The sequence below is a fragment of the Janthinobacterium sp. PSPC3-1 genome, assembly GCF_049896105.1.
Classification (GTDB): Bacteria; Pseudomonadota; Gammaproteobacteria; order Burkholderiales; family Burkholderiaceae_D; genus Janthinobacterium.
In genome coordinates, this window is the sequence record NZ_JAFCTQ010000014.1 from 109,060 (window position 1) to 131,757 (window position 22,698).

A 22,698-nucleotide genomic window follows, 5' to 3' on the forward strand; every position below is an offset into this window, starting at 1 on the left:
CGTAATCCGACAAACACCTGTAGCGCCAACAATGTTGTCGGATTACGCGCTACGCGCTAATCCGACCTACGTCCTCACATGCCCAGGTAGGCGCTCTGCACCTGCTCGTTATGCAGCAATTCCGGCCCTGGCCCGGACAGGGTGATGGCGCCCGTCTCGATCACATAGCCGACATCGGCGATCGACAGCGCCGCGTGGGCGTTCTGCTCGACCAGGAAAATCGTGATGCCGCGGTCGCGCAGTTCGGCCACGATGCGGAAGATTTCGGCGATCAACAGCGGCGCCAGGCCCATGCTCGGCTCGTCGAGCAGCAGCAGTTGCGGGCGGCCCATCAGCGCGCGCGCCATGGCCAGCATCTGCTGCTGTCCGCCGGACAGGGTACCAGCGAGTAAAAGACGCTTTTCCTTGAGGATCGGGAACAAACCGTACATGCGCTCGATCTCGCCGGCCACTTCCTGCTGCGGGCGGGTAAAGGCGCCCAGGCGCAGATTGTCCTCCACCGTCATCGGGCCGAACACCTGACGCCCTTCCGGCACCTGGCAGATGCCGGCGCGCACGCGCTTGTCGGCGCTGCTGCGGCTGATGTCCTGGCCGGCAAAGGTGATCGTGCCGGCGCTGATCGGCTGCACGCCTGAAATCGCGCGCAGCAAGGTGGTCTTGCCGGCGCCGTTGGCGCCCACCAGCGCCACCAATTGGCCCTGGCGCACCTGCAGGTCGATGCCGTGCAGCGCCTGGATGCGGCCGTAGTGGCTGGTGAGGCCGGCGATATCGAGCACCAGCGGTGTTTGTACTTTTTCCTGCATCATGCCGCCACTCCCAGATACGCCGCCACCACGTCGGGATTCGCGCGCACTTCGGCGGCGGTCCCTTCGGCCAGCTTCTTGCCATAGTCGAGCACCAGGATATGGTCCGACAGATTCATCACCAGCTTCATGTCATGCTCGACCAGCACCACCGTCACGCCCGATTGCGCCACCTTGCGGATCAAGGCTTCGATCTCGCCCGTCTCCGTGTGATTCAGGCCTGCGGCCGGTTCGTCCAGCAGCAGTACCTTCGGCTTGGCCGCCAGCGCGCGCGCAATCTCCAGACGCTTCAGGGCGCCATACGACATCTGGCCCGCCTCGTCATCGACATGGCGGCCCACGCCCACAAATTCCATCAGCTGGGCAGCTTCATCGCGGCAGGCGGCGTCCGCGCGGCGCACCGATGGCAGGCGCAGCATGGAGGCGAACAGGTTCTGGTTCAGCCGCAGGTGCGCGCCCACCATCACATTGTCGATCGCCGTCATGTTCATGCACACCTGCAGGTTCTGGAAGGTGCGGCTCATGCCGCGCCGCGCCAGCGCATCGGGCGACATGGCGGCCACGTTCTCGCCATTGAGCAAAATCTCGCCCTTGGTCGGCGTGTAGACACCGGTGATCAGGTTGAACAAGGTCGTCTTGCCGGCGCCGTTCGGGCCGATCACCGAGTGGATATTGCCCTCCTTGACCGTAAAGCTGACATCCTGCACCGCGTGCACGCCGCCAAAGCTCTTGCTCAGGTTGTTAATCGTCAGCATCTCATACCTCCTGTGCCGGTTTGGCCAGCGCCTTGGGCGCGGTTGGCGTGCTTGCCCGCTTGCGCGAACGGCTGGCCAGACTCGGCACCAGCCCCTTGGGCATAAAGATCATGGTCGCCATCAGGATCACGCCGAACACCACCGTCTCCCAGCCTTCAAAACTGGACAGCAGCTGCGGCAAAATCGTCAGCAGCGCCGCGCCGATAATCGAACCGAAGACCGACGCCATGCCGCCCACCACCACCATCGTCACCAGCTCGATCGAGTGGAAGAAACCGGCCAGGTTGGGCGTGATGAAACCGATGTAGTGGGCGCTGATGCTGCCCGCAATGCTGGCGATCACCGCCGACAGCACGAACACGCGCACCTTGAAACGCGTGGTGTCGACACCGACCACGCGCGCCGCCACTTCCGAGCCGTGGATCGCCTGCAGCGCGCGGCCGACGGGCGAATCGATCAGGTTCAGCGCCAGCCACGTCACCAGCAACAGCAATACGGCACACACCAGGTACCACGATTTTTCGCCGGCGATTTCAAGGCCAGCTACGCTGAAGGCGGAGACGCCGATGCCGTCCGGGCCACCGGTCCATTGCGTCTCGTTGTTGATCACGATGGAGATGATGATGCCCAGTCCCAGCGTGGCCATCGCCAGCGTATGGCCCTTGAGTTTCAGGACCGGACGGGCCAGCAGCAGGGCCAGCAGGCCGGTGGCGACAGCGCCGGCACCCAAGGCGGCCAGCGGCGGCCAGTTGTAGTGCGTGGTCAGCACGGCCGAGGCATAGGCGCCCAGGCCATAGAAGCCCGCGTGGCCCAGGCTGATCTGGCCCGTATAGCCCATCAACAGGTTGAGACCGATGACGACGATGGCGTTCAGCGCGATGCGGATCGCCACGTCATAGTAGAACGCGTTGGTGAGGAACAGCGGCAAAATGCCCAGCACCAGCGCCAGCACCAGCAAGCCGCCATGGCGCGAGCGTGTGAAGAAACGTGTGAAGAAGTTGGTCATACACGCTCCGAATTTTTAGCGCCGAACAGGCCTTGCGGCAGGAAGAACAGGATCAAGAGGATCAGCACGAACGGTACCGCGTCCTTGTACGCCGACGAGATATAGCCGGCCGTCATGGCTTCGGCGATGCCGAGGATCAGGCCACCGGCGATCGCGCCGGCGCCGCCACCGAGGCCACCCAATACGGCCGCCACAAAGCCTTTCAGGCCCAGCATGATGCCCGCGTCATACGAGGTGTAGGTAATGGGAGCGACCAGGATGCCGCCGGCCGCGCCCAGGAGCGCCGACAGGCCGAACGAGAACAGCAGTACCTTGCGCGTGTTGATGCCGACCAGTTGCGCGGCCAGCTTGTTGTGCGAGGTGGCCAGCATGGCCTTGCCCATCAGGGTGCGGCCGAAGAACCAGCCCAGCACCAGCACGATGACGACGGTGACGCCCAGCACCCACAGGCTTTGCGGCAGCAGGCTGGCGCCGAGGAATTCGATCGAGGCGTCGCCGGAAAACGCCGGCAGCGAATGCGTGTCCTTGCCCAGCCAGATCTGCACCAGGCCGCGCAGCACCAGGGAGGCACCGATGGTGATGATCAACAGGGTGATGACCTGCGCGTTCTGCGCCGGTTCGATCACGGTTTTTTCCATCAGCAGGCCCACCAGGCCGGTGGCGACGACGGCCAGGAAAATGGCCAGCGGCAGCGGCACGCCGGCGGCCGACATCACGGCGGCCAGCATTCCGCCCAGCATGATGAATTCGCCCTGCGCGAAGTTGATCACGCCACTGGTGTTGTAGATGATGGTAAAGCCCAGCGCCGCCAGCGCATAGGCGGAACCGACCGTCATCCCGGAATACAGAAATTGTAGAAATTGTGCGACTTCCATGGTGTCTCCAATATGTTCGGCTGCACGCGGGCCGCCCTCGAGAGCGGCCCGCGCGGATACTTCCGGCTTACCTTATTTCGACAATTGCCATTCGCCGTTCTTCACTTCGACCATGCGGAAAGCCGACAGGTCCAGGCCCATATGGTCTTTCGCCGACATATTGAAGACGCCGGTGGTGCCCACAAAACCCTTGGTCGTTTCCAGCGCCGCCCGCACTTTTTCGCGGTCGGTGCCGCCGGCGCGCTTGATGGCGTCGACCGACAGGTTCAGCGCGTCCAGCGCATAGCCGCCGAAGGTCGACGGATCGATCTTGTAGCGGTCCTTGTAGGTCTTGTCATAGCCGACCACGATGGCTTTCTGCGCGTCCGCGTCCGGCAGCATGGCGCCGATCAAGAGGGCCGGCGTCGGCAGGCGCACGCCTTCTGCCGCCTTGCCCGACAGTTTCAGATACTCGTCCGACGCCACGCCATGCGACTGGTACAGCGGCAGTGCCGTCATGCCCAGCTGGCCGTAGTTCTTGGTGACGACTGCAGGACCCTGGCCCAGGCCGAACACGAACACGGCCTGCACACCGGCCGTGTTCTTGATGCGGGTCAGCTGCGCCGTGATGTCGGTGTCTTTCGGGCCGTAGGTTTCATCGGAAACCAGCGTGATGCCGTACTTGGAGGCGACGATCTGCGACTCCTTGCGTCCCGACGCGCCAAAGCCGCTGGTTTCCGACAGCAGGCCCACCTTGGTGATGCCGCGCTTCTTCATGTCTTCGAATACCTTTTCGGCCGCCATGCGGTCGGTATGCGGCGTCTTGAAGACCCATTTCTTGACCGGATCGATCACCACCACGGCGCCGGCCAGCGAGATGAACGGCAGGCTGGCGCGCTCCACCAGCGGCGCCATCGCCATCGTCGCGCCGGTGGTGGTGCCGCCGATCAGCACGTCGACCTTGTCCGACTCGATCAGCCGCTTGGTAAAGCCGTTGGCCTTGGCCGCGTCGCTGCCGTCGTCGTAGTGCACCAGTTCCAGCTTGCGGCCCAGGACGCCGCCGGCCGCGTTGATTTTCTCGATATACAGCTGCAGGGTTTTCAGTTCCGGGTCGCCCAGGAAGGCGGCCGGGCCCGTGACGGACAGCACGGAACCGATCTTGATATTGTCGGCCGCATAAGCGCCAACGGCGGACATGGCCAGTACGCCGGCAATCAGGGTCTTCTTGAAGATATTCGCAATCATTGTGGTCTCCACCAGGTTGGCACTACGGTCAATTGTTGGTCGGCGCTTTTGCAATCGTGCGCCTTTTTGTTTTTACTTTTTATACACGTTCAATCACGACGGCAATCCCCTGCCCCACGCCGATGCACATGGTGCACAGCGCATAGCGCCCACCGGTACGTTCCAGCTGGTTCAGGGCGGCCATCACCAGGCGCGCACCGGAAGCGCCCAGCGGGTGGCCGATGGCGATCGCGCCGCCGTTCGGGTTCACGTGCGCGGCGTCGTCGGCCAGGCCCAGGTCGCGCGTGACGGCCAGCGCCTGCGCGGCAAATGCTTCATTGAGTTCAATCACGTCCATCTGTTCGATGGTGAGGCCGGTCTGCGCCAGCACCTTGCGCGTGGCCGGCGACGGGCCAAAACCCATGATGCGCGGCGCCAGGCCGGCGGTCGCCATGCCCAGCACTTTTGCGCGCGGCGTCAGCTTGTACTTGTCAACAGCCGCGCCCGAGGCCAGCAAAATGGCGCAGGCGCCATCGTTCAGTCCCGAGGCATTGCCGGCCGTGACAGTGCCGTCAACCTTGACCACGCCCTTCAGTTTCGCCAGCATTTCCAGCGAAGTATCGGGACGCGGATGCTCGTCGGTGGTGACCATTTTCGGATCGCCCTTTTTCTGCGGCACGGCCACCGGCACGATCTCGCGCTCGAATACGCCGGCCGCGTGGGCGGCCGCCCAGCGCTGCTGGCTGCGCAGCGCCAGCGCGTCCTGGTCGGCGCGGCTGATGCCGAATTCCACCGCCACGTTTTCCGCCGTTTCCGGCATGGTGTCGATGCCGTACTGCGCCTTCATCTTGCCGTTCACGAAGCGCCAGCCCAGGGTGGTGTCTTCGATTTTCGCCGCGCGCGAGAACGCGCTGTCGGCCTTGCCCATCACGAAGGGCGCGCGCGTCATGCTTTCCACGCCGCCGGCGATGATCAGCTGCGCTTCGCCGGCCTTGATCGAGCGGGCGGCCAGGCCCACGGCGTCAAGGCTGGAGCCGCACAGGCGGTTGATGGTATTGGCCGGCACATCGACCGGCAGGCCGGCCAGCAGCGCGGCCATGCGGCCCACATTGCGGTTGTCTTCGCCGGCCTGGTTGGCGCAGCCATAAAATACATCGTCGATGGCGGACCAGTCGACCGATGGATTGCGCGCGATCAGCGCGGCGATCGGCAATGCGCCCAGGTCATCGGCGCGCACGCCACCCAGGGCGCCGCCATAGCGGCCAAACGGTGTGCGTACCACGTCACAGATAAAAGCGTCGTTCATGTTCGGTTCCTTGTTCGGGCTATCAGGAGAAGATCTTCGGGCGCTGGTCGACCACACGGCGGGCCTTGCCCGTCAGGGTGCGTTCGATGCCGGAAGCGGCCACCAGGCGCACGCGCGTGCTCACGCCCACGTGCGTCTTGATGCGGTGTTCCAGCTCGCGCGCCAGCGCGTCCGTCTCGCTGGCCGACAGGCTGGAGGTCAGGTCGACACGCAGTTCGGCGATCACTTCCAGTTTGTCCAGGTGGCCGTCGCGCGTCACCACCAGCTGGTACTGCGGCGCCAGCTTCGGCATCTTCAGGATCAGCTCTTCGATCTGCGTCGGGAACACGTTCACGCCGCGGATGATCAGCATGTCGTCCGAACGGCCCGTGATCTTGCCGATGCGGCGCATCGACCGCGAGGTCGGCGGCAGCAAGCGGGTCAGGTCGCGCGTGCGGTAGCGGATGATCGGCAGCGCCTCTTTCGACAGCGAAGTAAATACCAGTTCACCCTCTTCGCCGTCCGGCAGCACTTCGCCGGTTTCCGGGTCGATGATCTCGGGATAAAAATGGTCTTCCCAGATGACGGGGCCGTCCTTGCTCTCGATACATTCGGACGCCACGCCAGGGCCCATCACTTCGGACAGGCCGTAGATGTCGACCGCGTCGATGCCGGCGCGCGCTTCGATTTCCGAGCGCATGGCGTCGGTCCACGGCTCGGCGCCGAAGATGCCGACCTTCAGCGACGAATCGGCCGGGTCCAGGCCCTGGCGCGTGAATTCCTCGATAATGTTGAGCATGTAGGACGGCGTGACCATGATGATGGACGGCTTGAAGTCCTGGATCAGCTGCACCTGCTTTTCCGTCTGGCCGCCCGACATCGGAATGACGGTGCAACCCAGGCGCTCGGCGCCGTAGTGGGCGCCCAGGCCGCCCGTAAACAGGCCGTAGCCGTAGGAGATATGCACCATGTCGCCGGCGCGGCCACCGCCGGCGCGGATCGAACGGGCCACCACATTGGCCCAGGTGTCGATATCGTTCTGCGTGTAGCCGACCACCGTGGCCTTGCCCGTGGTGCCGCTCGAGGCGTGGATGCGCACGACCTGCTCGCGCGGCACGGCAAACAGGCCGAACGGATAATTGTCGCGCAAGACTTTTTTATCGGTGAACGGGAATTTGGCCAGGTCCGACAAGGACTTCAGGTCGTCCGGATGCACGCCCGCCGCATCAAAAGCGGCGCGGTAATGGGGCACGTTGTCATAGGCGTGCTTGAGCGTCCATTTCATGCGGTCGAGCTGCAGCGCCTGCAGTTCATCCTTGCTGGCGCGCTCGATCGGTTCGAGGTCATTCGGGGCTGGATTACGTTGGACCATCTCTGTCTCCTGTTAATTCTTTAACTGTTCGGTGTTCGGGCAGTTCAAACCTGCTCTTGGATCACTTCACCCGCCACGCGGATCGACTTGCCGCGGAAGAGCGCAATCGCGCGGCCTTCCTGGTTGCTGACCTTGACGTCGTAGACGCCGCTTTTTCCCGCCAGCGCCTGCTCGACCGCGTCGGCCGTCAGCACGTCACCTTCGCGGCCCGGCGCCAGGTAGTCGATGGTGCAGCCGGCGCCGACCGTGTTCAGGTTGTAGCTGTTGCAGGCAAACGCAAAGGCGCTGTCGGCCAGGGCGAAGATAAAGCCGCCATGGCAGGTCTGGTGGCCGTTGAGCATGTCGGCGCGCACCGTCATCGTCATGCGAGCATGACCGGGGCCAACTTCCGCCAGGACGATGCCGAGGGCTTGCGTGGCGCTGTCGCGCGACAACATGGAGGCGGCCGCCGCTTCGGCCAGGGCCTGGGCGCTCATCTTGTGATCTTCATTCGGCATGAAACGATGCTCCATTGGCGAGTTTGCGGCGCAGCAGCGGCGAGACGCGGTAGCGGTCCTCGCCATAGCCTTGCGCCAGGTGGTGCAGCACGGTCACGACGTGTTGGACGCCGACCGCATCGGCCCAGGCCAGCGGTCCGCGCGGATAGTTGACGCCCTTCTGCATGGCGATATCGACGGCGGCCGCCGTGCACACGCCCTGGTTGACGGCGTCGGCCGCCTCATTGGCCAGCATGGCGACGGTGCGCATCACGGCCAGGCCCGGCACGTCGTCCAGGCGCGTCACCGTAAAACCTGCCGCCTGGAACAGGCCGACAGCGGTGTTGTACGCTTCATCGGTGCACTGGTCGGCGCGCGCCAGCGCCACGCGCTTGGCGGTGGCATAGTCGAGCGCCAGATCGAACAGCACCGTGTCGGCGTGTTGATTGTCGTGCGCGCGCTGGGTGGCGCTGCGGCCATCCGTCAGGTAGATGGCGGCGCCATTGCAATGCAGGGCCGGCGCCGTGTCGCTGACCTGGCCTTCGAGCGTGACCCTGCTGGTGACATTGATGCCGGACGCTTCCAGGCGCTGCACCAGCGCGTGGACAATGCCGCTGTGGCCACGGCCGTCGCTGCCGACGGCGCTGGACAAGGCCACCACTTCGGGGCGCGGCTGTGCGCTTTCTTCCCGCGCGGCGGGAATGCTGGCGCCTTCGCCATACCGGTAAAAGCCACGGCCCGATTTGCGGCCCAAAAAGCCCGCATTGACCATTTCCTGCTGCAGCACGGACGGCGTGAAGCGCGGGTCGTTGAAATAGGCGCCGAACACCGATTGCGTGACGGAGAAGTTCACGTCATGGCCGATCAGGTCCATCAGCTCGAACGGGCCCATGCGGAAACCGCCCGCTTCGCGCAGCACGGCATCGATGGTGGCGGCGTCGCCGGCCTGCTCGCTGAGCAAGCGCCAGCCTTCCGCATAGAACGGACGGGCCACGCGGTTGACGATAAAGCCGGGCGTCGATTTCGCATGCACCGGCATCTTGCCCCAGGCAATCGAGGTGTCGTAAACGGTGGCGGCGACCGCTTCGCTGGTAGCCAGTCCACTGATCACTTCGACCAGCGCCATCAGCGGCACCGGGTTAAAAAAGTGCATGCCGACCAGGCGTTCAGGGCGGCGCAGCTTGGCGGCGATCGCGGTGACGGAAATCGACGAGGTATTGGTGGCCAGGATGCAGCGCTCACTGACCAGCGCTTCCAGGTCGGCGAACAGGCTGCGCTTGACGTCGAGGTTTTCGACGATGGCTTCGACCACCAGTGACGCATCGGCCACGTCGCTCAAGCTGCCGGCCGCCTGCAGGCGCGCTGTGGCGTCCTGCGCCTGCTGCGCCGTCATGCGGCCTTTCTCGGCCAGCTTCGTGTACATCTTGCCGATATCCGCCAGCGCCTTGCTGACGGCCTCGGGACGCGTGTCGTAGAGTTTCACGCGGTAGCCGGCGGCCGCCGCCACCTGCGCGATGCCGGCGCCCATGGCGCCGCTGCCGATCACGGCGACAATGCTGTTGTTGTCCAGAGCTGCCATCTCAGTGTCCCTTGAATTGCGGTGCGCGTTTTTCCATAAAGGCGGTCACGCCCTCGCGGTAGTCGTCGGTGTTACCGAGTTCGCTCATCATGCGCGCTTCCAGCGCCAGCTGCTGCGGCAGGGTATTGGCGCCACTGAGAGCCAGCGCCTGCTTGGTGAACGCCAGGCCCCTGGTCGGCGCGGTGGAGAAATGCACGGCCAGTTTGCGTGTTTCCGCAGCCAGCTCGGCGTCGTCCACGCATTTCCAGATCAGGCCCCAGTCCTCCGCTTTTTCGGCCGTCAGTTTTTCGCCCAGCATGGCCAGCCCCATGGCGCGCGCGGAACCGATCAGACGTGGCAGGAAGAAGGTGCCGCCCGTGTCCGGGATCAGGCCCAGCTTGCAGAACACTTCGACAAAGCTGGCCGATTTGCCGGCGATGACGATATCGCAGGCCAGCGCCAGGTTGGCGCCCGCGCCGGCGGCCACGCCGTTGACGGCGCAGATCACCGGCATCGGCAAGGCTTTTAATGCCAGCACCAGCGGCGCATAGTTTTTTTCCACCGACTCGCCCAGGTCCACGCCTTTCGAACCCGGTTCGACGGCGCGGTCGGACAGGTCCTGGCCGGCGCAGAAACCACGGCCGGCACCGGTCAGCACGAAGACGCGCACGGAGCTGTCGGCGTTTGTTTTGGCAATCGCGTCGCGCACTTCCTCGTGCATGGCCTGCGTAAAGCTGTTCAGCTTGTCGGGACGGTTCAGGGTGAGCGTGGCGATGCCCTGCTCGATGGTGAAGAGGATGTTCTGGTAGGTCATGGCGTCTCGCTATTTTATTTATTGGCCCGCAACGGAAATCTGGGATCTGACCGTGGCTTTACTCTGCCTGGTCGAAATCGACAATCACCTTGTCGGTGACAGGAAAACTCTGGCAGCTGAGCACAAAGCCGCGTGCCACTTCGTAGTCTTCCAGCGCGTAGTTGACGTCCATCTCGACCTTGCCGTCGAGGACCTTGCAGCGGCAGGTGGAGCACACGCCGCCCTTGCAGGAATAGCGCATGTCGATACCCTGGCGCAGGCCGGCGTCGAGGATGGATTCCTTGTCCTTGTCCATCGTGAAGGTGGTGTGGTTGCCGTCCAGGATGACGGTCACTTCCGTCTCCTGCACCGCGCCGGCGGCCAGCTGGGCGCGTGGCTTGTGGGCGTTTTTCGGGATGCTGGCGGCGAACAGTTCGATCTTGATGTTTTGCTTGGGCATGCCGGCCGCCTGCAGGGCGGCGGATACGCCCAGCATCATGTCTTCCGGGCCGCAGATAAAGGCGTTGTCGTAGTCTTCCACCTTGATCCAGTGCTGCAAAAACTGTTCACATTTTTCCTGCGTGATGCGGCCGTTGAACAGTTCGATATCCTGCTGTTCGCGGCTCATCACGTAGACCAGGTTCAAACGCTCCAGGTACACGTCCTTCAGGTCCGTCAGTTCTTCCTTGAAGATCACGGACGAGGAGGCGCGGTTACCGTAGAACAGCGTAAAACGGCTCAATGGCTCCGTCAGCAGGGTGGTCTTGATGATCGACAGGATGGGCGTGATGCCGCTGCCCGAGGCGAAGGCCAGGTAGTGCTTGCGGTTGACGCAGTCGAGCGGCACGTTGAAATGGCCCATGGGCGGCATGACTTCAATCGTCGCACCGGCTTTCAAGGTATCGTTGGCCCAGGTGGAAAACGCGCCGCCGGGCGTGCGCTTGATGGCCACGCGCAGGGTGCCATCCTGCACCGCCGAACAGATGGAGTACGAGCGGCGCACGTCTTCCGCATTGATATGGGCGCGCAAGGTCAGGTGCTGGCCCTGCTGAAAGCGGAACTGCTGCTGCAACTCGGCAGGCACGTCGAAGGTGACGGCGATGGTGTCGCGCGTTTCATTGCGCACGTGGGACACCGACAGCGGATAAAATTTACTCATGCTTCATCTCCAGTTTCTACGCACTGCATGCTTTTTTAGTGGCACTTGAAGTAATCAAACGGTTCGCGGCAATCGATGCATTTGTACAGCGCCTTGCAGGGCGTGGAGCCGAACTGGCTGGTCAGCTGCGTATGGCTGGAACCGCAGTTCGGGCAGATCACATCCAGTTTTGGCATGGCCACGCGTTTCACGCCACCTTTCAGCCCACTGATATCGATCACCTGCTGCTGCGGCGGGGCGATGCCATAGCCTTTCAGCTTGGCCTTGCCCTCGTCGCTCATCCAGTCGGTGGTCCAGGCCGGCGACAGCTGGCTTACCAGGGTGACGTTTTCCACGCCATGCTCGCGCAAGGCATCCGTCACCGCATCGGCGATCACCTGCATGGCAGGGCAGCCGGAATAGGTCGGGGTGATCGTCACCACGCAGGCGTCATTGCCCGTCACTTCGACGGCGCGCACGATGCCCAGGTCCACCACCGAAATGACGGGGATTTCCGGGTCCGGCACGTCGCCGAGCCAGGCCCAGACCTGCGCCGCATCGAGCGTGCCGGTGGCGGTGTTCATTACCACTCCGCCCCGGGATAGGCGCGCTGCAGGAACTGCATCTCGGCCAGGATAAAACCCAGGTGTTCCGTATGCGTGCCCTGCTTGCCGCCTTTTTGCATCCAGGCGTCGGGCGCCGGCATGACCAAGGTGGCTTCGGCAAAGATCTCGGCCACGTGTTCCAGGAAGGCGGCGCGCAGCAGCTCGGAGGCTGGCGCGATGCCGGCCGCCACCATGGCGTTGTCGACCGCGTCATACTGGAACATCTCGCCCGTGTACATCCACAGCGCGTCGGCCGCGGCCTGCGTCTTCTTGTGGCTTTCCGCCGTGCCGTCGCCCAGGCGCACGATCAGGTCACCGCTGCGGCGCAGGTGGTACGTCACTTCCTTGATCGACTTCTGCGCCACTTCGACGATGCGCGGGTCGCTCGCTTTCGTCAGCTCCAGCAGCTGGAAGTAATGCCAGGTGTCGAAGAAGAACTGGCGCATCATCGTGTCGGCGTAGTTGCCGTTCGGCTGTTCGACCAGCAGGCAGTTGCGGAAGTCGTGGGCGTCGCGCATGAAAGCGATATCGTCCTCGTCGCGGCCCGCGTTTTCCAGTTCGGCCGCATAGCTGAACCACAAGCGCGTCTGGCCCAGCAGGTCCAGCGCAACGTTGGTCAGCGCCATGTCTTCTTCCAGCGCCGGCCCCTTGCCGCACAGCTGCGACAGCTGCTGGCTGAGGATCAGGGCGTTGTCGCCCAGGCGCAGCAAATAAGTGACCTTGTCATCCATTGCGATCACTCCCATCACAGGTTCTTGACTTCTTCCGGCATCGGGAAGAAGGTGGGATGGCGATACACCTTGCTGTTCGACGGTTCGAACAGGGCGCCCTTGTCGCCGGGGCTGCTGGCGACGATATCGGCGGCGCGCACCACCCAGATGCTGACGCCTTCATTGCGGCGGGTGTACACGTCGCGCGCATGGTTGACCGCCATGGTGGCGTCGGAGGCGTGCAGGCTGCCCACATGCTTGTGCGCCAGGCCGTGCTGGCTGCGGATGAAAACTTCCCACAAAGGCCATTCTTTGCTCATGATGCTATCCCCTATTATCGTATTTGTATTCAGGCTGCCGCTTTGACTGCGGTCTGCTTGTCGGCGTAGGCCACCAGTGCATCGCGGAACCATGCGCCATCTTCATACGCTTTGACGCGCGTCTGCAGGCGTTCGCGGTTGCACGGGCCATTGCCCTTCAATACATTGTTGAACTCGGACCAGTCGATCTCGCCGAATTCATAGTGGCCGGTCTCGACGTTGAATTTCAGGTCGGGATCGGGCACGGTCAGGCCCAGGTATTCGATCTGCGGCACGGTCTGGTCGACCATGCGCTGGCGCAATTCGTCGTTCGAGAACAGCTTGATGCGCCATTGCGCCGATTGCGCGCTGTTGACGGAGGCCGCGTCGGACGGGCCGAACATCATCAGCGACGGCCACCACCAGCGGTTCAGGGCATCCTGCGCCATGGCTTTCTGTTCTGGCGTGCCCTTGCACAGCGACATCATGATGTCGTAGCCCTGGCGCGCATGGAACGATTCTTCCTTGCAGACACGGATCATGGCACGCGCATACGGCCCATACGAGCAGCGGCACAGCGGAATCTGGTTGATGATGGCCGAGCCGTCGACCAGCCAGCCGATGGCGCCCATGTCGGCCCACGACAGGGTCGGGTAGTTGAAGATGCTGGAATACTTGGCTTTGCCCGAATGCAAGGCGGCCAGCAGCTCGTCGCGCGACACGCCCAGCGTTTCCGCCGCGCTGTACAGGTACAGGCCGTGGCCCGCTTCGTCCTGGATCTTGGCCAGCAGGATCGACTTGCGTTTCAGGGTCGGCGCGCGCGTCACCCAATTGCCTTCTGGCAATTGACCGACGATTTCCGAGTGGGCGTGCTGCGAAATCTGGCGGATCAGGGTCTTGCGGTAAGCGTCCGGCATCCAGTCCTTGGCCTCGATCTTGATGCCTTCGTCGATGCGTGCCTGGAAAGCCTGCTCTTCCGTGCCCATGTCGTCGATGGAACGAACGTTCTTGAGGCCGGTTTCAACCATTTGTGCGTACATGATCTGTCTCCCAATGGGTGGCTTGCGCTACTGCGCAAAGCGATAAACGGATAATACGATACATAAATCGATTTGCATACACTTGATTTGAATCATTTGAAAATTCCGTATCTTATGTTTCTTTTACGGAGGTATCATATGGAAAATAGTGCATGCCGCAGCGCAGAGCGAAGTAAACTGCTGCCTTTATAGAAATGTCCTCTTACGGCCAGACCAGGAACACATGAACAACACCGCTTGCACCGCATGGATAGCCGATTTCCTCGCCACTGACCCGCCCCGTTCGAAGTCGCTGGTGATGACGATCTTTGGCGACGCCATCGTGCCGCGCGGCGGGTCGATCTGGTTGGGCAGCCTGATCGAGCTGCTGGCGCCGTTCGGCGTCAACGACCGCCTGCTGCGCACCAGCGTGTTCCGCCTGGCGCAGGAAGGCTGGCTCAGCTCGCAACGGGATGGCCGCCGTAGCGCCTATGCGATCCGGCCGGAGGCGCTGGCCCGTTTCGAGCGCGCCTACCGCCGCATCTACGCGCCGCTGGTCAAGCACTGGGATGGCAGCTGGACCCTGGTGATCGGCGCGGCCGGCAATATCAATGCCAGCGAGCGGGGCGCGCTGCGCAAGGAGCTGCTGTGGGCCGGCTATGGCCTGGTCGCGCCCGGCATCTTCGGCCACCCGGCCAGCAATGGCGATGCGCTGGAAGACATCCTGGTGCGCAACGAAGTACAGGGCAAGCTGTATGTCTGCCACAGTACGGAGTTGCCGGGTGTCAGCACGCGGCCCTTGCGCGAAATGGTGGCCGAATGCTGGGACTTGTCGGAAGTGATGGCCGGCTACGAAAAATTCATCGCCAGCTTCCAGCCGCTGCTGGCGGTGCTGCAGGCCCAGCCCGCGATCGATGCCGAGCAGGCTTTCGTGATCCGCTCGCTATTGACCCACGCGTATCGGCGGGTGCAGCTGCACGATCCGCAGTTGCCGGTCGAACTGCTGCCCGAGCCGTGGCCCGGCACGCAGGCCTATACGCTGGCGCGTGCACTGTACCGGCGCACCTATGCGGCGGCGGAACAGCATATCCTGGCCACCTTGCGGCGCGAGGACGAGCAGGCGGCTGATGTGGAGCCGTGGTTTTTTGAGCGCTTCGGCGGCCTGAACACCTGAGAAGAGCCAGGCCTTCAGCAAACGGCTATTGTTTTGCCACCACCTGCTTCGCCGGCCAGCAGATCCTGACCCAGCTTGTCGAGCGCATTGACCTGCAGCTGCATGGCGTCGAGGATGGCGTGGTTGAAGGTCAGTTCGGCCGGCGTGGTGTAGCCGGGAAAGCGCAGGATGCGCAGCAGTTCCTGCAAGGTCGTGCCCTTGCCCAGGTGCGCCAGCGCGTCGCTGAGGGCGCTGACCTTCTTTTCCAGCTCGCGTACATGTTTACCATTGTCGTCCATGATGTTCTCCCGGTTGTTGGAGCTTTCACGTTAGCAAAGCAGCCGCACTGGCGTTTGCGCCGGCACAAAGCCAGCGGCAAAACGGGTATCATCGCGCCATTGCACACGATGCAAACCCTAACTTGTTTTTACCAGGAACATTCATGACCATTAAAATCAGCCAGCAGTTCGACGCCGGCGCGATCGAGGTGCTGCGCGCCGACGATGCCCATTCGATCGAACTGAACATCCGCAAGGATTCCCACGCCGACATCACGCAATGGTTTTACTTCCGCCTGCAGGGCGCGCAAGGCGAGGCGTGCACGATCCGCTTCATGAACGCGGGAAAATCCGCCTATCCGGACGGCTGGAAAGACTACCAGGCCGTGGCCAGCTACGACCGCGAAACCTGGTTCCGCGTGCCGACCAGCTTTGACGGCGCCGTGATGACCATCGAACATACGCCGGAAGAAGAAAGCGTGTATTACGCCTATTTCGAGCCGTATCCATGGGACCGCCACCTGGCGCTGATCGACAGCGCGCAAGCGTCGCCACTGGTGCGTTTGATCGACCTGGGCAGCACGGTGGAAGGGCGCGACATGAACCTGCTGGTGGTCGGTGACGCCGATGCCGAGAAAAAAGTCTGGGTCATCGCGCGCCAGCATCCCGGTGAAACGATGGCCGAATGGTTTGTCGAAGGCATGCTCGAAGCGCTGCTGGACCAGGCCAACCCGTTTGCCCGCCAGTGCCTGCAGGACGCCGTGTTCTACGTGGTGCCGAACATGAATCCGGACGGTTCCGTGCACGGCAACCTGCGCACCAACGCGGCCGGCGCCAACCTGAACCGCGAATGGATGACGCCGACCATGGAACGCAGCCCGGAAGTGTTCCTGGTAAAACAGAAAATGCATGAAATCGGCTGCGACCTGTTCCTCGACGTGCATGGCGACGAAGGCCTGCCCTACGTGTTCGTGGCCGGCAGCGATGCGCTGGAAAATTTCACGTCAGCACAGAAGGCCGAGCAGGAGCGCTTTATCGCCGATTTCAAGGTGGCCAGTCCCGACTTCCAGGACGAGCACGGCTACGAAGACGGCCCGTTCACGCCCGAAGTGCTGACCATGGGTTCGCCCCATATCACGCACGCCTTTGGTTGCCTGTCGCTGACCCTGGAATTGCCGTTCAAGGACAATGCCAACGACCCCGACCAGCAAACCGGCTGGAGCGGTGCCCGCAGCGCCGCCCTGGGTGCGGCAGTACTGCAACCGATCCTCTCCAGCCTGCGCGCGTAAGCAAGCGCTACCCTTTGGCCACCTGGCGCAAGGCTGTCACCAGCTTGTCCAGGTGTGACTCGGGCGTAAAGATGGCTGGCGTGACGCGCAGGCACGCGCCGGACGCCAGGCCGTCGCGCGGCACGGCAAAGATGCCGTGCTGCTGCACCAGTTTTTTCGACAAGGCAAAATTGTCGGCCACGCTGGTTTTTCCCTTGATGCGAAATGACGCAATCGCGCTGCTCAGGCGCGGATCAGGCGAGGCCAGCACTTCGATGCCGGCGATGCCGCGCGCCGCTTCCACCCAGCGGTTGCGCAGCAGCCGCAGCCGCGCCTGCTTGTTGGCCACGCCTATCCGCGCGTGCAAGTCCAGCGCCGCCGGCAAGCTCAGGTAGGCCGCGAAATTGACCGTGCCCGTGTGCACGCGCGAGCGGATATCGTCGCCCATCTTTTCGCCCAGCCAGGGATCGATATCGGCCACCCTGCCCCGTTTGATGTAGGCGGCGCCCACGCCCACCGGCGCGCCTATCCACTTGTGCAGGTTGATGCCGACAAAGTCCGCCTGCAGGTCGGGGATCGTCATGTCCAGCTGGCCGAAGCCGTGCGCCGTATCGACGATCACATCGATGCCCCGTTCGCGCGCCATGCGGCTGATCTCGGCCACCGGCAAGACCATGCCATTGCGGTGATTCACGTGCGTGAGCAGTATCAGTTTGAGCTTCGGGTGGCGCGCCATCGCTTGCGCATACGCATCGATGACATTGTCGTGCGTAAATGGTTCCGGCATGGCGATCGCCACCACCTCGGCGCCGCGCCGCTGCTGCAGCCAGCGCGTGACGGTGATCATATTGTCGTAGTCGATATCGGCATGCAGCACCGTGTCGCCCGGTTGCAGGCGGTTGTAGCCGGCGATCAGGACCTGCAGCGCTTCCGTGGCGCCGCGCGTCAGCACGATCTCATCGACCGCCACGCCCAGCGCCCTGGCCGCCGCCGCGCGGGCCGCCTCGAAGTCGGCCGGAAAGCGCATGCGCGCATACCAGGCGTTGTCGCGGTTGACCATGGCCAGTTGCTGTTCGTAGTGGGCCAGCACCGGCCTGGCCATCGAACCCCAGAAAGCGTTATCGAGCTGCAGCACCGCATCGGTGCTGTCGTACTGGGCGGCCACCGCCTGCCAGTAGGCCTGGTTGCCGGCCAGGCTGTCCGGCGTGGCGCCGGCCGGCACCGGCGCCAGGGGGGGCGGCAAGGCCGCGGACGCGGCCGAGGCCGCCCCCACCGCCAGCGGCAGCGCCGCCGCCAGGGAACCGGCGCGCAGCAGCGCCCGGCGTTGTGGATTCATCTTCACCATCGCCCCTTAAAATTTCATTTTGTATTCGACATACAGGTTGCGGCCATCCGTATCATACGGCGCGTTGCGCGAATAAATCAGGCCACGGCTGGCCTGGAAGGTCGCTTCGTCGGGATATTTATCGAGCACATTATCGATGCCGGCGCGGATCGATTGCGTGTCCGTGATCTTGTAGCTGGCCGCCAGGTCGAGAAATTGCATGGCGCCAAAGCGCTGGAAGATATCGCCCGTGGTATTGCCGGTGTTATCGGTCCAGGCGCCGTAGTAGCGCACGCGGGCCAGCGTACTCCAGTTGCCCAGCTCATAATTGCCGCTGATGGTGGCTTTCTGGCGCGGCAAACGTTCTTCGAAGACCTGGCGCTGCGCCGGATTGGTGACCAGGGTGGAGTTGCCGCCATCGACCTTGGTGGTGTTGTAGTTGTAGGCCAGGGTCAGGTTCAGCTTGCCATTGCCGATACGGCTCAGATGGTTGCCGACGATATCGATGCCGCGCGTGGTGGTGTCGAAGTCGTTCGTGAAATAGCTGACCGAGGTGTAGCGCAGCGGATTGGCCACGCCAGCCGGCACGGCAAACGACGCGGACGTGCTGAAGCGGTCGCTGACCTTGATGTCATACACGTCGACCGAACCGGAAAAGCCGGCCGGCGTCTTCCAGGTAAACCCCAGCGACAGGTTTTTCGACTTTTCCGGTTTCAATGGCTGGGCGCCCAGCAGCACCGCCAGCGGGTCGTTGTTGGCCAGGCGGCCGCTGGTAAACAGCAGCAGGGTCTTGGTGTCGAGGCCCTGGTTGGTGCTGTTGGTATTCGACTGGCCCGGCGTCGGCGCGCGGAAACCGGTCGAGTACGAACCGCGCAAGGCCAGGCTGTCGCTCAGGGCATAACGGGCCGACAGCTTGCCGTTGACGGTGCTGCCGAACTCGGAGAAATGTTCATAGCGGGCCGCGCCGCCCAGGCTCAGCGCCTTGCTCACTGGCACTTCCACGTCGAGGTAGGCCGCATAGCTGTCCTGGCCCCAGCTGCCCGCCTGGCGGTCGCTGAAACCCGGTGCGCCGTTGGCGTTGGCGTCCAGGCCCACGGCGGCGCCCGGCCCCACCGTCCAGGACGCCGTGTCGCCGGCCTTGACGCCATAGGTTTCATTGCGCGCTTCCGCGCCAAAGGCGATATTCACCGGTTGTGGCAATGCCGCGACCGGCAACTCATAGTTGAAGTTGGCATTCAGGATTTTTTCCGTCTGCGACAGGCGGCCCAGGTAAAAGGCCGTCGGGCTGGCCGGCCCCATCGAGGCATTGATGGAATTGGCCAGCTCGTAGTCGATGCGGTTGCGGCCATACGATGCGCTGACATCCCAGCCGAGTTGCTCGCTGATACGCCCGCGCAGGCCGGCCACGAACTGCATGTCGTCCTGCTCGTTCGAGTAGCTGGGGCTGAAGCCGAGCGGATACACGCTGCGCAAGTCCCAGCCGGGGAACAGCGTGCTGGTTTTATAGGCGCCGGTGCTGGTGTCGGGATTGCGCCAGTTGAAGTCCGACGTGCCGTCGCTATGGCTGTACAGGCCGAAACCGTACAGCTCGATATTGTCGGACAGGGCCATGCTGGCGTTGAAGCCCAGCCGCTGGCTCTTGAGTTCAGGCTGGCCCCAGCGCTGCACCGGGTTCGGTACCTTCAATTCCGGATGCGCTTGCTGGAAGGCGATGGCGTCGGCCCGCTGGCGCGTGCGCGAGGTGGGATCGGACTTGGCCAGCGCGCCGAAAATGCTGGCCTTGCCCGTCTCGCCAAACGCAAAACCCGTCTTCAGGTTGAGCTCATTGGCCTTGCCGTCGCCTTCGGCATATTGCGAGTGGTGCACGGACAGTTCGGTGCCGACCGTGTCGTCGAGAATGATATTGATCACGCCGGCAATCGCGTCCGAACCGTACTGGGCCGAGGCGCCGTCGCGCAGCACTTCGATGCGCTTGATGGCGGACACGGGAATCTGCGCCAGGTCCGGCGCCTGGGCGCCGCGCGCGCCGAGCAGCGCGCTGCGGTGGAAACGCTTGCCATTGACCAGCACCAGGGTCTGGTCCGGCGACAGGCCTCGCAGGGTGGCCGGCCGCACGAAGACTTGCCCGTCAGCCATCGGCAAGCGCTGCACCACATACGATGGCACCAGTTGCGCCAGCACGTCGTTCAGGTCTGACGATTCGACCGCGCCGATGTCTTCGCGGTTGAACACATCGACGGGCGCCATGGTGTCGAACTGGGTGCGGTTGCTGCCGCGCGTGCCGGTAACGATCACGGCTTGCGGTGCATCGAGCGAGTCGCTGGCAGAGGCTGGGCCAGCGGGCGCATCGCCATGGGCATGCGCCTGGCTGGCGAACGCGGCGCTCATGGCACACATCAGGGCCACGGCGCGGGCGATGCGGGTACGGGTAGAGGTCATGGAAAGTATCACTATGCAGGTTGGCTGAGACAACGACGCGATGCTGCAGACTTTCATCTTGCACGAAATATCACGAAGTTCGGCTTACTTACATTAAAAGCATCTAACTTGCCATTAATGTGAAGCAGCGACATCATACGAAGCGAATATGTCCGCCGTATGACCTGCCAGCACGAAAAAAAAGGCGCCAGCGGCGCCTTGGAGTCAACGACGGCACTGCCTCAGCCGCCCGCCACCACCATGCTCTCGATCAGGATGGAACCCGTCTCCTTGGTGCCCCTGCGCAGCACGTCGGCGCCGATGGCGACGATATGGCGCAGCATGTCTTTCATGTTGCCGGCAATCGTGATCTCCTCCACCGGGTACTGGATCACGCCGTTTTCGACCCAGAAGCCGGAGGCGCCGCGCGAATAGTCGCCCGTCACGTAATTGGTGCCCTGCCCCATCAGTTCCGTGACCAGCAGGCCCGTGCCCAGCTTTTTCAGCATGGCGACAAAATCGTCGCCGGGCGCCGTCAGGCTGGAACTCATGTACAGATTGTGCGAGCCGCCCGCGTTGCCCGTAGTCTGCATGCCCAGCTTGCGCGCCGTATAGGTCGACAGGAAATAGCCTTGCACCACGCCATCCTTGACGACGTCGCGGCTGACGGTTTTCACGCCTTCTTCGTCGAACGGCGCCGAACCGACGCCGCCGATCACGTGCGGGTCTTCAAAGATCTGCACGTGATCGGGCAATACCTGGGTGCCGAGGGAATTGTCGAGGAACGTGGACTTGCGGTACAGCGCGCCGCCCGAGGTCGCTTGCACATAAGTACCCAGCAGGCCGGCCGCCAGCGGCGCCTCGAACAGCACCGGGCAGGTGCGCGTGCCGAGTTTGCGGGCGTTCAGACGCGACAGCGCGCGCTCGGCGGCGTAGCGGCCGATGGCTTCGGGACTCGACATTTTGGCGGCATCGCGCACCGAGGAATACCAGTCGTCACGCTGCATCTTGGCGCCCTTGCCGGCGATCGGCGCCACAGATAAAGTGTGGCGCGAGAACGGATAGCCGCCGATAAAGCCGCGCGAGTTGGCCGACACGAAGTGCGATTGCTGCACGTGCACGCTGGCGCCTTCGCTGTTGCTGATGCGCGCATCGACGGCAAACGCGGCCGCTTCGGCGCGCTGCGCCAGCACCACGGCTTCCTCGGTGGAAATCAACCAAGGGTAAAACAGCTGCAGATCGCGCGGTGACAGCTCCAGCATGTCGGCGTCGGCCAGGCCGGCGCAATCGTCCTCGGCCGTGAAGCGGGCAATATTGTAGGCCGCGTCCACCGTGGCGCGCAGGGCTGCCGGCGAGAAATCGGAGGTGCTGGCATTGCCGCGTTTCTTGCCGACAAACACGGTCACGCCCATGCCCTTGTCGCGGTTCTGCTCGATGGTTTCGATCTTGCCTTTTCGTACAGAAACGGACAGGCCGCCGCCTTCGCTGACTTCGACCGCCGCGTCGCTGCCGCCCGCCGCGCGCGCAAAAGACAACACATCACGGGCAAGTTGCTGCAGTTGCTCTTGAGTATGGGTAAATACGGACTCGTTCATGTGCTGTTTTCTTCGGAAAGGCCCTAAAAAGGTTATGATAGCAGTCGTTTACAGTTTACAGGTGCGGCCTACGCGGCCAATCCCGCCTTATCATGCCAAATCCAAACCGGGGAGCTTGCGGCTTCCAATCGTCCGAATTCGAACAGGAATATGAACGTCCTTCGAAGTCGGAACTCAAGCGCCAGATGACCGTCCTGCAAAAGCTGGGCGAAGAATTAGTCAATGAAGCACGCGACCGCGTCAAGCGCGTTCCGATGCCGGAAGACGTGCGCGACGCCATCCTCGAATGCCAGCTGATCAAGGATCACGAAGGCCGCCGCCGCCAGCTGCAATATGTCGGCAAGAAAATGCGTACCCTCGACGAGGACGAAGTCGCCGCCATCCAGCGCACCATCGACAGCTGGAAAGGCCTGTCGAAAGCCGACACGGCCGCCATGCACGCGATGGAACGCCGCCGCGACAAGCTGCTGACGGACGACAAGGCGCTGACCGTCTTGCTGTCGGAAAACCCGGAACTCGACGTGCAGCACCTGCGCACCCTGATCCGCAATGCCCGCAAGGAGCAGGCAGAGAACAAGCCGCCGAAAGCCTATCGCGAAATCTTCCAGATCCTGAAACAGATCGCCAAGAAGAACAATGGCGGCAAGGATGATGCGGATGAAGACGGCGTTGAAGCCGAAGAAGACGAATAAGCCGGGCCAGTCCCCGGCACAGCACAAAAACCGGGATAATCCCGGTTTTCTTGTTTTTACGCTCTCCCCACTC

22 protein-coding genes are annotated in these 22,698 nt (G+C 63.2%); 3 read left to right on the forward strand and 19 right to left on the reverse strand.

What is annotated here, in order from left to right; translation table 11 throughout:
• Window positions 1-74: 74 nt before the first annotated feature.
• The 15 genes from ACP7B7_RS16485 to paaA all read right to left on the reverse strand — a co-directional run bounded on the left by ACP7B7_RS16485 (window position 75) and on the right by paaA (window position 13,918).
• Window positions 75-806 carry an ABC transporter ATP-binding protein gene (locus ACP7B7_RS16485; protein WP_426077344.1) on the reverse strand — a complete coding sequence of 244 codons (732 nt, stop codon included), beginning with the start codon at window positions 804-806 and terminating at the stop codon, window positions 75-77.
• A complete protein-coding gene (locus tag ACP7B7_RS16490; protein WP_426077345.1) occupies window positions 803-1,558 on the reverse strand; it encodes an ABC transporter ATP-binding protein in 756 nt (251 codons plus the stop codon). The genes ACP7B7_RS16485 and ACP7B7_RS16490 overlap by 4 nt, the downstream gene beginning before the upstream one ends.
• Window position 1,559: 1 nt before the next feature.
• The gene (locus ACP7B7_RS16495; RefSeq protein ID WP_426077346.1) at window positions 1,560-2,564 is read right to left on the reverse strand and encodes a branched-chain amino acid ABC transporter permease; all 1,005 of its coding nucleotides are present in this window, start codon (window positions 2,562-2,564) and stop codon (window positions 1,560-1,562) included.
• Window positions 2,561-3,439, reverse strand: coding sequence for a branched-chain amino acid ABC transporter permease (locus tag ACP7B7_RS16500; protein ID WP_426077347.1), 879 nt, complete (start codon window positions 3,437-3,439; stop codon window positions 2,561-2,563). The genes ACP7B7_RS16495 and ACP7B7_RS16500 overlap by 4 nt, the downstream gene beginning before the upstream one ends.
• A 72-nt stretch (window positions 3,440-3,511) precedes the next feature.
• Window positions 3,512-4,663 carry an ABC transporter substrate-binding protein gene (locus ACP7B7_RS16505; protein WP_426077348.1) on the reverse strand — a complete coding sequence of 384 codons (1,152 nt, stop codon included), beginning with the start codon at window positions 4,661-4,663 and terminating at the stop codon, window positions 3,512-3,514.
• A 79-nt stretch (window positions 4,664-4,742) separates the two neighbouring features.
• Window positions 4,743-5,948 carry a 3-oxoadipyl-CoA thiolase gene (gene pcaF / locus ACP7B7_RS16510; protein WP_426077349.1) on the reverse strand — a complete coding sequence of 402 codons (1,206 nt, stop codon included), beginning with the start codon at window positions 5,946-5,948 and terminating at the stop codon, window positions 4,743-4,745.
• 22 nt (window positions 5,949-5,970) lie between these two features.
• Window positions 5,971-7,299, reverse strand: a complete 1,329-nt coding sequence (gene paaK / locus ACP7B7_RS16515; RefSeq protein WP_426077350.1) for a phenylacetate--CoA ligase PaaK — start codon at window positions 7,297-7,299, stop codon at window positions 5,971-5,973.
• Window positions 7,300-7,343: 44 nt separating this feature from the next.
• Window positions 7,344-7,796 carry a hydroxyphenylacetyl-CoA thioesterase PaaI gene (gene paaI, locus ACP7B7_RS16520; RefSeq protein WP_426077351.1) on the reverse strand — a complete coding sequence of 151 codons (453 nt, stop codon included), beginning with the start codon at window positions 7,794-7,796 and terminating at the stop codon, window positions 7,344-7,346.
• Complete coding sequence (paaH, locus tag ACP7B7_RS16525; protein WP_426077352.1) at window positions 7,786-9,354, reverse strand: 3-hydroxyacyl-CoA dehydrogenase PaaH; 1,569 nt, start codon at window positions 9,352-9,354, stop codon at window positions 7,786-7,788. Before paaH ends, paaI begins: the two co-directional genes overlap by 11 nt.
• Before the next feature lies 1 nt (window position 9,355).
• Entirely contained in the window at window positions 9,356-10,147 is a 792-nt protein-coding gene (gene paaG / locus ACP7B7_RS16530; RefSeq protein ID WP_426077353.1) for a 2-(1,2-epoxy-1,2-dihydrophenyl)acetyl-CoA isomerase PaaG, read from the reverse strand.
• 58 nt (window positions 10,148-10,205) lie between these two features.
• Window positions 10,206-11,285: a 1,2-phenylacetyl-CoA epoxidase subunit PaaE gene (paaE, locus tag ACP7B7_RS16535; RefSeq protein WP_426077354.1), complete on the reverse strand. Its 1,080-nt coding sequence runs from the start codon at window positions 11,283-11,285 to the stop codon at window positions 10,206-10,208.
• 35 nt (window positions 11,286-11,320) lie between these two features.
• Entirely contained in the window at window positions 11,321-11,848 is a 528-nt protein-coding gene (gene paaD, locus ACP7B7_RS16540) for a 1,2-phenylacetyl-CoA epoxidase subunit PaaD (RefSeq protein WP_426077355.1), read from the reverse strand.
• Window positions 11,848-12,600 (reverse strand): 1,2-phenylacetyl-CoA epoxidase subunit PaaC, encoded by a 753-nt coding sequence (gene paaC, locus ACP7B7_RS16545; protein WP_426077377.1) that lies wholly within the window; start codon window positions 12,598-12,600, stop codon window positions 11,848-11,850. The genes paaD and paaC overlap by 1 nt, the downstream gene beginning before the upstream one ends.
• A 14-nt stretch (window positions 12,601-12,614) precedes the next feature.
• On the reverse strand, window positions 12,615-12,899 hold the full coding sequence (gene paaB, locus ACP7B7_RS16550; RefSeq protein ID WP_034746356.1) for a 1,2-phenylacetyl-CoA epoxidase subunit PaaB: 285 nt from the start codon (window positions 12,897-12,899) through the stop codon (window positions 12,615-12,617).
• Between the two features lie 29 nt (window positions 12,900-12,928).
• Window positions 12,929-13,918, reverse strand: a complete 990-nt coding sequence (gene paaA / locus ACP7B7_RS16555; protein ID WP_426077356.1) for a 1,2-phenylacetyl-CoA epoxidase subunit PaaA — start codon at window positions 13,916-13,918, stop codon at window positions 12,929-12,931.
• Between the two features lie 223 nt (window positions 13,919-14,141).
• On the opposite strand from paaA, the gene paaX reads away from it, so the two are divergent.
• Window positions 14,142-15,071: a phenylacetic acid degradation operon negative regulatory protein PaaX gene (paaX, locus tag ACP7B7_RS16560; RefSeq protein ID WP_426077357.1), complete on the forward strand. Its 930-nt coding sequence runs from the start codon at window positions 14,142-14,144 to the stop codon at window positions 15,069-15,071.
• Window positions 15,072-15,085: 14 nt separating this feature from the next.
• Here the strand turns inward: paaX and ACP7B7_RS16565 are convergent, their stop codons facing one another.
• Entirely contained in the window at window positions 15,086-15,349 is a 264-nt protein-coding gene (locus ACP7B7_RS16565) for a hypothetical protein (protein ID WP_426077358.1), read from the reverse strand.
• A 143-nt stretch (window positions 15,350-15,492) separates the two neighbouring features.
• On the opposite strand from ACP7B7_RS16565, the gene ACP7B7_RS16570 reads away from it, so the two are divergent.
• Entirely contained in the window at window positions 15,493-16,617 is a 1,125-nt protein-coding gene (locus ACP7B7_RS16570) for a M14 family metallopeptidase (protein WP_308924329.1), read from the forward strand.
• 7 nt (window positions 16,618-16,624) lie between these two features.
• Here the strand turns inward: ACP7B7_RS16570 and ACP7B7_RS16575 are convergent, their stop codons facing one another.
• The 3 genes from ACP7B7_RS16575 to pmbA form a co-directional block, all read right to left on the reverse strand.
• Complete coding sequence (locus ACP7B7_RS16575) at window positions 16,625-17,932, reverse strand: aminotransferase class V-fold PLP-dependent enzyme (protein WP_426077359.1); 1,308 nt, start codon at window positions 17,930-17,932, stop codon at window positions 16,625-16,627.
• 15 nt (window positions 17,933-17,947) lie between these two features.
• Entirely contained in the window at window positions 17,948-20,359 is a 2,412-nt protein-coding gene (locus tag ACP7B7_RS16580; RefSeq protein ID WP_426077360.1) for a TonB-dependent receptor plug domain-containing protein, read from the reverse strand.
• Window positions 20,360-20,580: 221 nt separating this feature from the next.
• Window positions 20,581-21,933, reverse strand: a complete 1,353-nt coding sequence (gene pmbA / locus ACP7B7_RS16585) for a metalloprotease PmbA (RefSeq protein WP_426077361.1) — start codon at window positions 21,931-21,933, stop codon at window positions 20,581-20,583.
• A 92-nt stretch (window positions 21,934-22,025) separates the two neighbouring features.
• Between pmbA and yjgA the strand changes: the two genes are divergently transcribed.
• Window positions 22,026-22,625, forward strand: a complete 600-nt coding sequence (yjgA, locus tag ACP7B7_RS16590; protein WP_426077362.1) for a ribosome biogenesis factor YjgA — start codon at window positions 22,026-22,028, stop codon at window positions 22,623-22,625.
• Window positions 22,626-22,698 lie beyond the last annotated feature (73 nt).

Excerpts from the sequence above, each read along its gene's own strand:
- ACP7B7_RS16485 (WP_426077344.1), bottom strand. The coding sequence starts at position 806 with ATGATGCAGGAAAAAGTACAAACACCGCTGGTGCTCGATATCGCCGGC.
- ACP7B7_RS16490 (WP_426077345.1), bottom strand. The coding sequence starts at position 1,558 with ATGCTGACGATTAACAACCTGAGCAAGAGCTTTGGCGGCGTGCACGCG.
- ACP7B7_RS16495 (WP_426077346.1), bottom strand. The coding sequence starts at position 2,564 with ATGACCAACTTCTTCACACGTTTCTTCACACGCTCGCGCCATGGCGGC.
- ACP7B7_RS16500 (WP_426077347.1), bottom strand. The coding sequence starts at position 3,439 with ATGGAAGTCGCACAATTTCTACAATTTCTGTATTCCGGGATGACGGTC.
- ACP7B7_RS16505 (WP_426077348.1), bottom strand. The coding sequence starts at position 4,663 with ATGATTGCGAATATCTTCAAGAAGACCCTGATTGCCGGCGTACTGGCC.
- pcaF (WP_426077349.1), bottom strand. The coding sequence starts at position 5,948 with ATGAACGACGCTTTTATCTGTGACGTGGTACGCACACCGTTTGGCCGC.
- paaK (WP_426077350.1), bottom strand. The coding sequence starts at position 7,299 with ATGGTCCAACGTAATCCAGCCCCGAATGACCTCGAACCGATCGAGCGC.
- paaI (WP_426077351.1), bottom strand. The coding sequence starts at position 7,796 with ATGCCGAATGAAGATCACAAGATGAGCGCCCAGGCCCTGGCCGAAGCG.
- paaH (WP_426077352.1), bottom strand. The coding sequence starts at position 9,354 with ATGGCAGCTCTGGACAACAACAGCATTGTCGCCGTGATCGGCAGCGGC.
- paaG (WP_426077353.1), bottom strand. The coding sequence starts at position 10,147 with ATGACCTACCAGAACATCCTCTTCACCATCGAGCAGGGCATCGCCACG.
- paaE (WP_426077354.1), bottom strand. The coding sequence starts at position 11,285 with ATGAGTAAATTTTATCCGCTGTCGGTGTCCCACGTGCGCAATGAAACG.
- paaD (WP_426077355.1), bottom strand. The coding sequence starts at position 11,848 with ATGAACACCGCCACCGGCACGCTCGATGCGGCGCAGGTCTGGGCCTGG.
- paaC (WP_426077377.1), bottom strand. The coding sequence starts at position 12,600 with ATGGATGACAAGGTCACTTATTTGCTGCGCCTGGGCGACAACGCCCTG.
- paaB (WP_034746356.1), bottom strand. The coding sequence starts at position 12,899 with ATGAGCAAAGAATGGCCTTTGTGGGAAGTTTTCATCCGCAGCCAGCAC.
- paaA (WP_426077356.1), bottom strand. The coding sequence starts at position 13,918 with ATGTACGCACAAATGGTTGAAACCGGCCTCAAGAACGTTCGTTCCATC.
- paaX (WP_426077357.1), top strand. The coding sequence starts at position 14,142 with ATGAACAACACCGCTTGCACCGCATGGATAGCCGATTTCCTCGCCACT.
- ACP7B7_RS16565 (WP_426077358.1), bottom strand. The coding sequence starts at position 15,349 with ATGGACGACAATGGTAAACATGTACGCGAGCTGGAAAAGAAGGTCAGC.
- ACP7B7_RS16570 (WP_308924329.1), top strand. The coding sequence starts at position 15,493 with ATGACCATTAAAATCAGCCAGCAGTTCGACGCCGGCGCGATCGAGGTG.
- ACP7B7_RS16575 (WP_426077359.1), bottom strand. The coding sequence starts at position 17,932 with ATGAATCCACAACGCCGGGCGCTGCTGCGCGCCGGTTCCCTGGCGGCG.
- ACP7B7_RS16580 (WP_426077360.1), bottom strand. The coding sequence starts at position 20,359 with ATGACCTCTACCCGTACCCGCATCGCCCGCGCCGTGGCCCTGATGTGT.
- pmbA (WP_426077361.1), bottom strand. The coding sequence starts at position 21,933 with ATGAACGAGTCCGTATTTACCCATACTCAAGAGCAACTGCAGCAACTT.
- yjgA (WP_426077362.1), top strand. The coding sequence starts at position 22,026 with ATGCCAAATCCAAACCGGGGAGCTTGCGGCTTCCAATCGTCCGAATTC.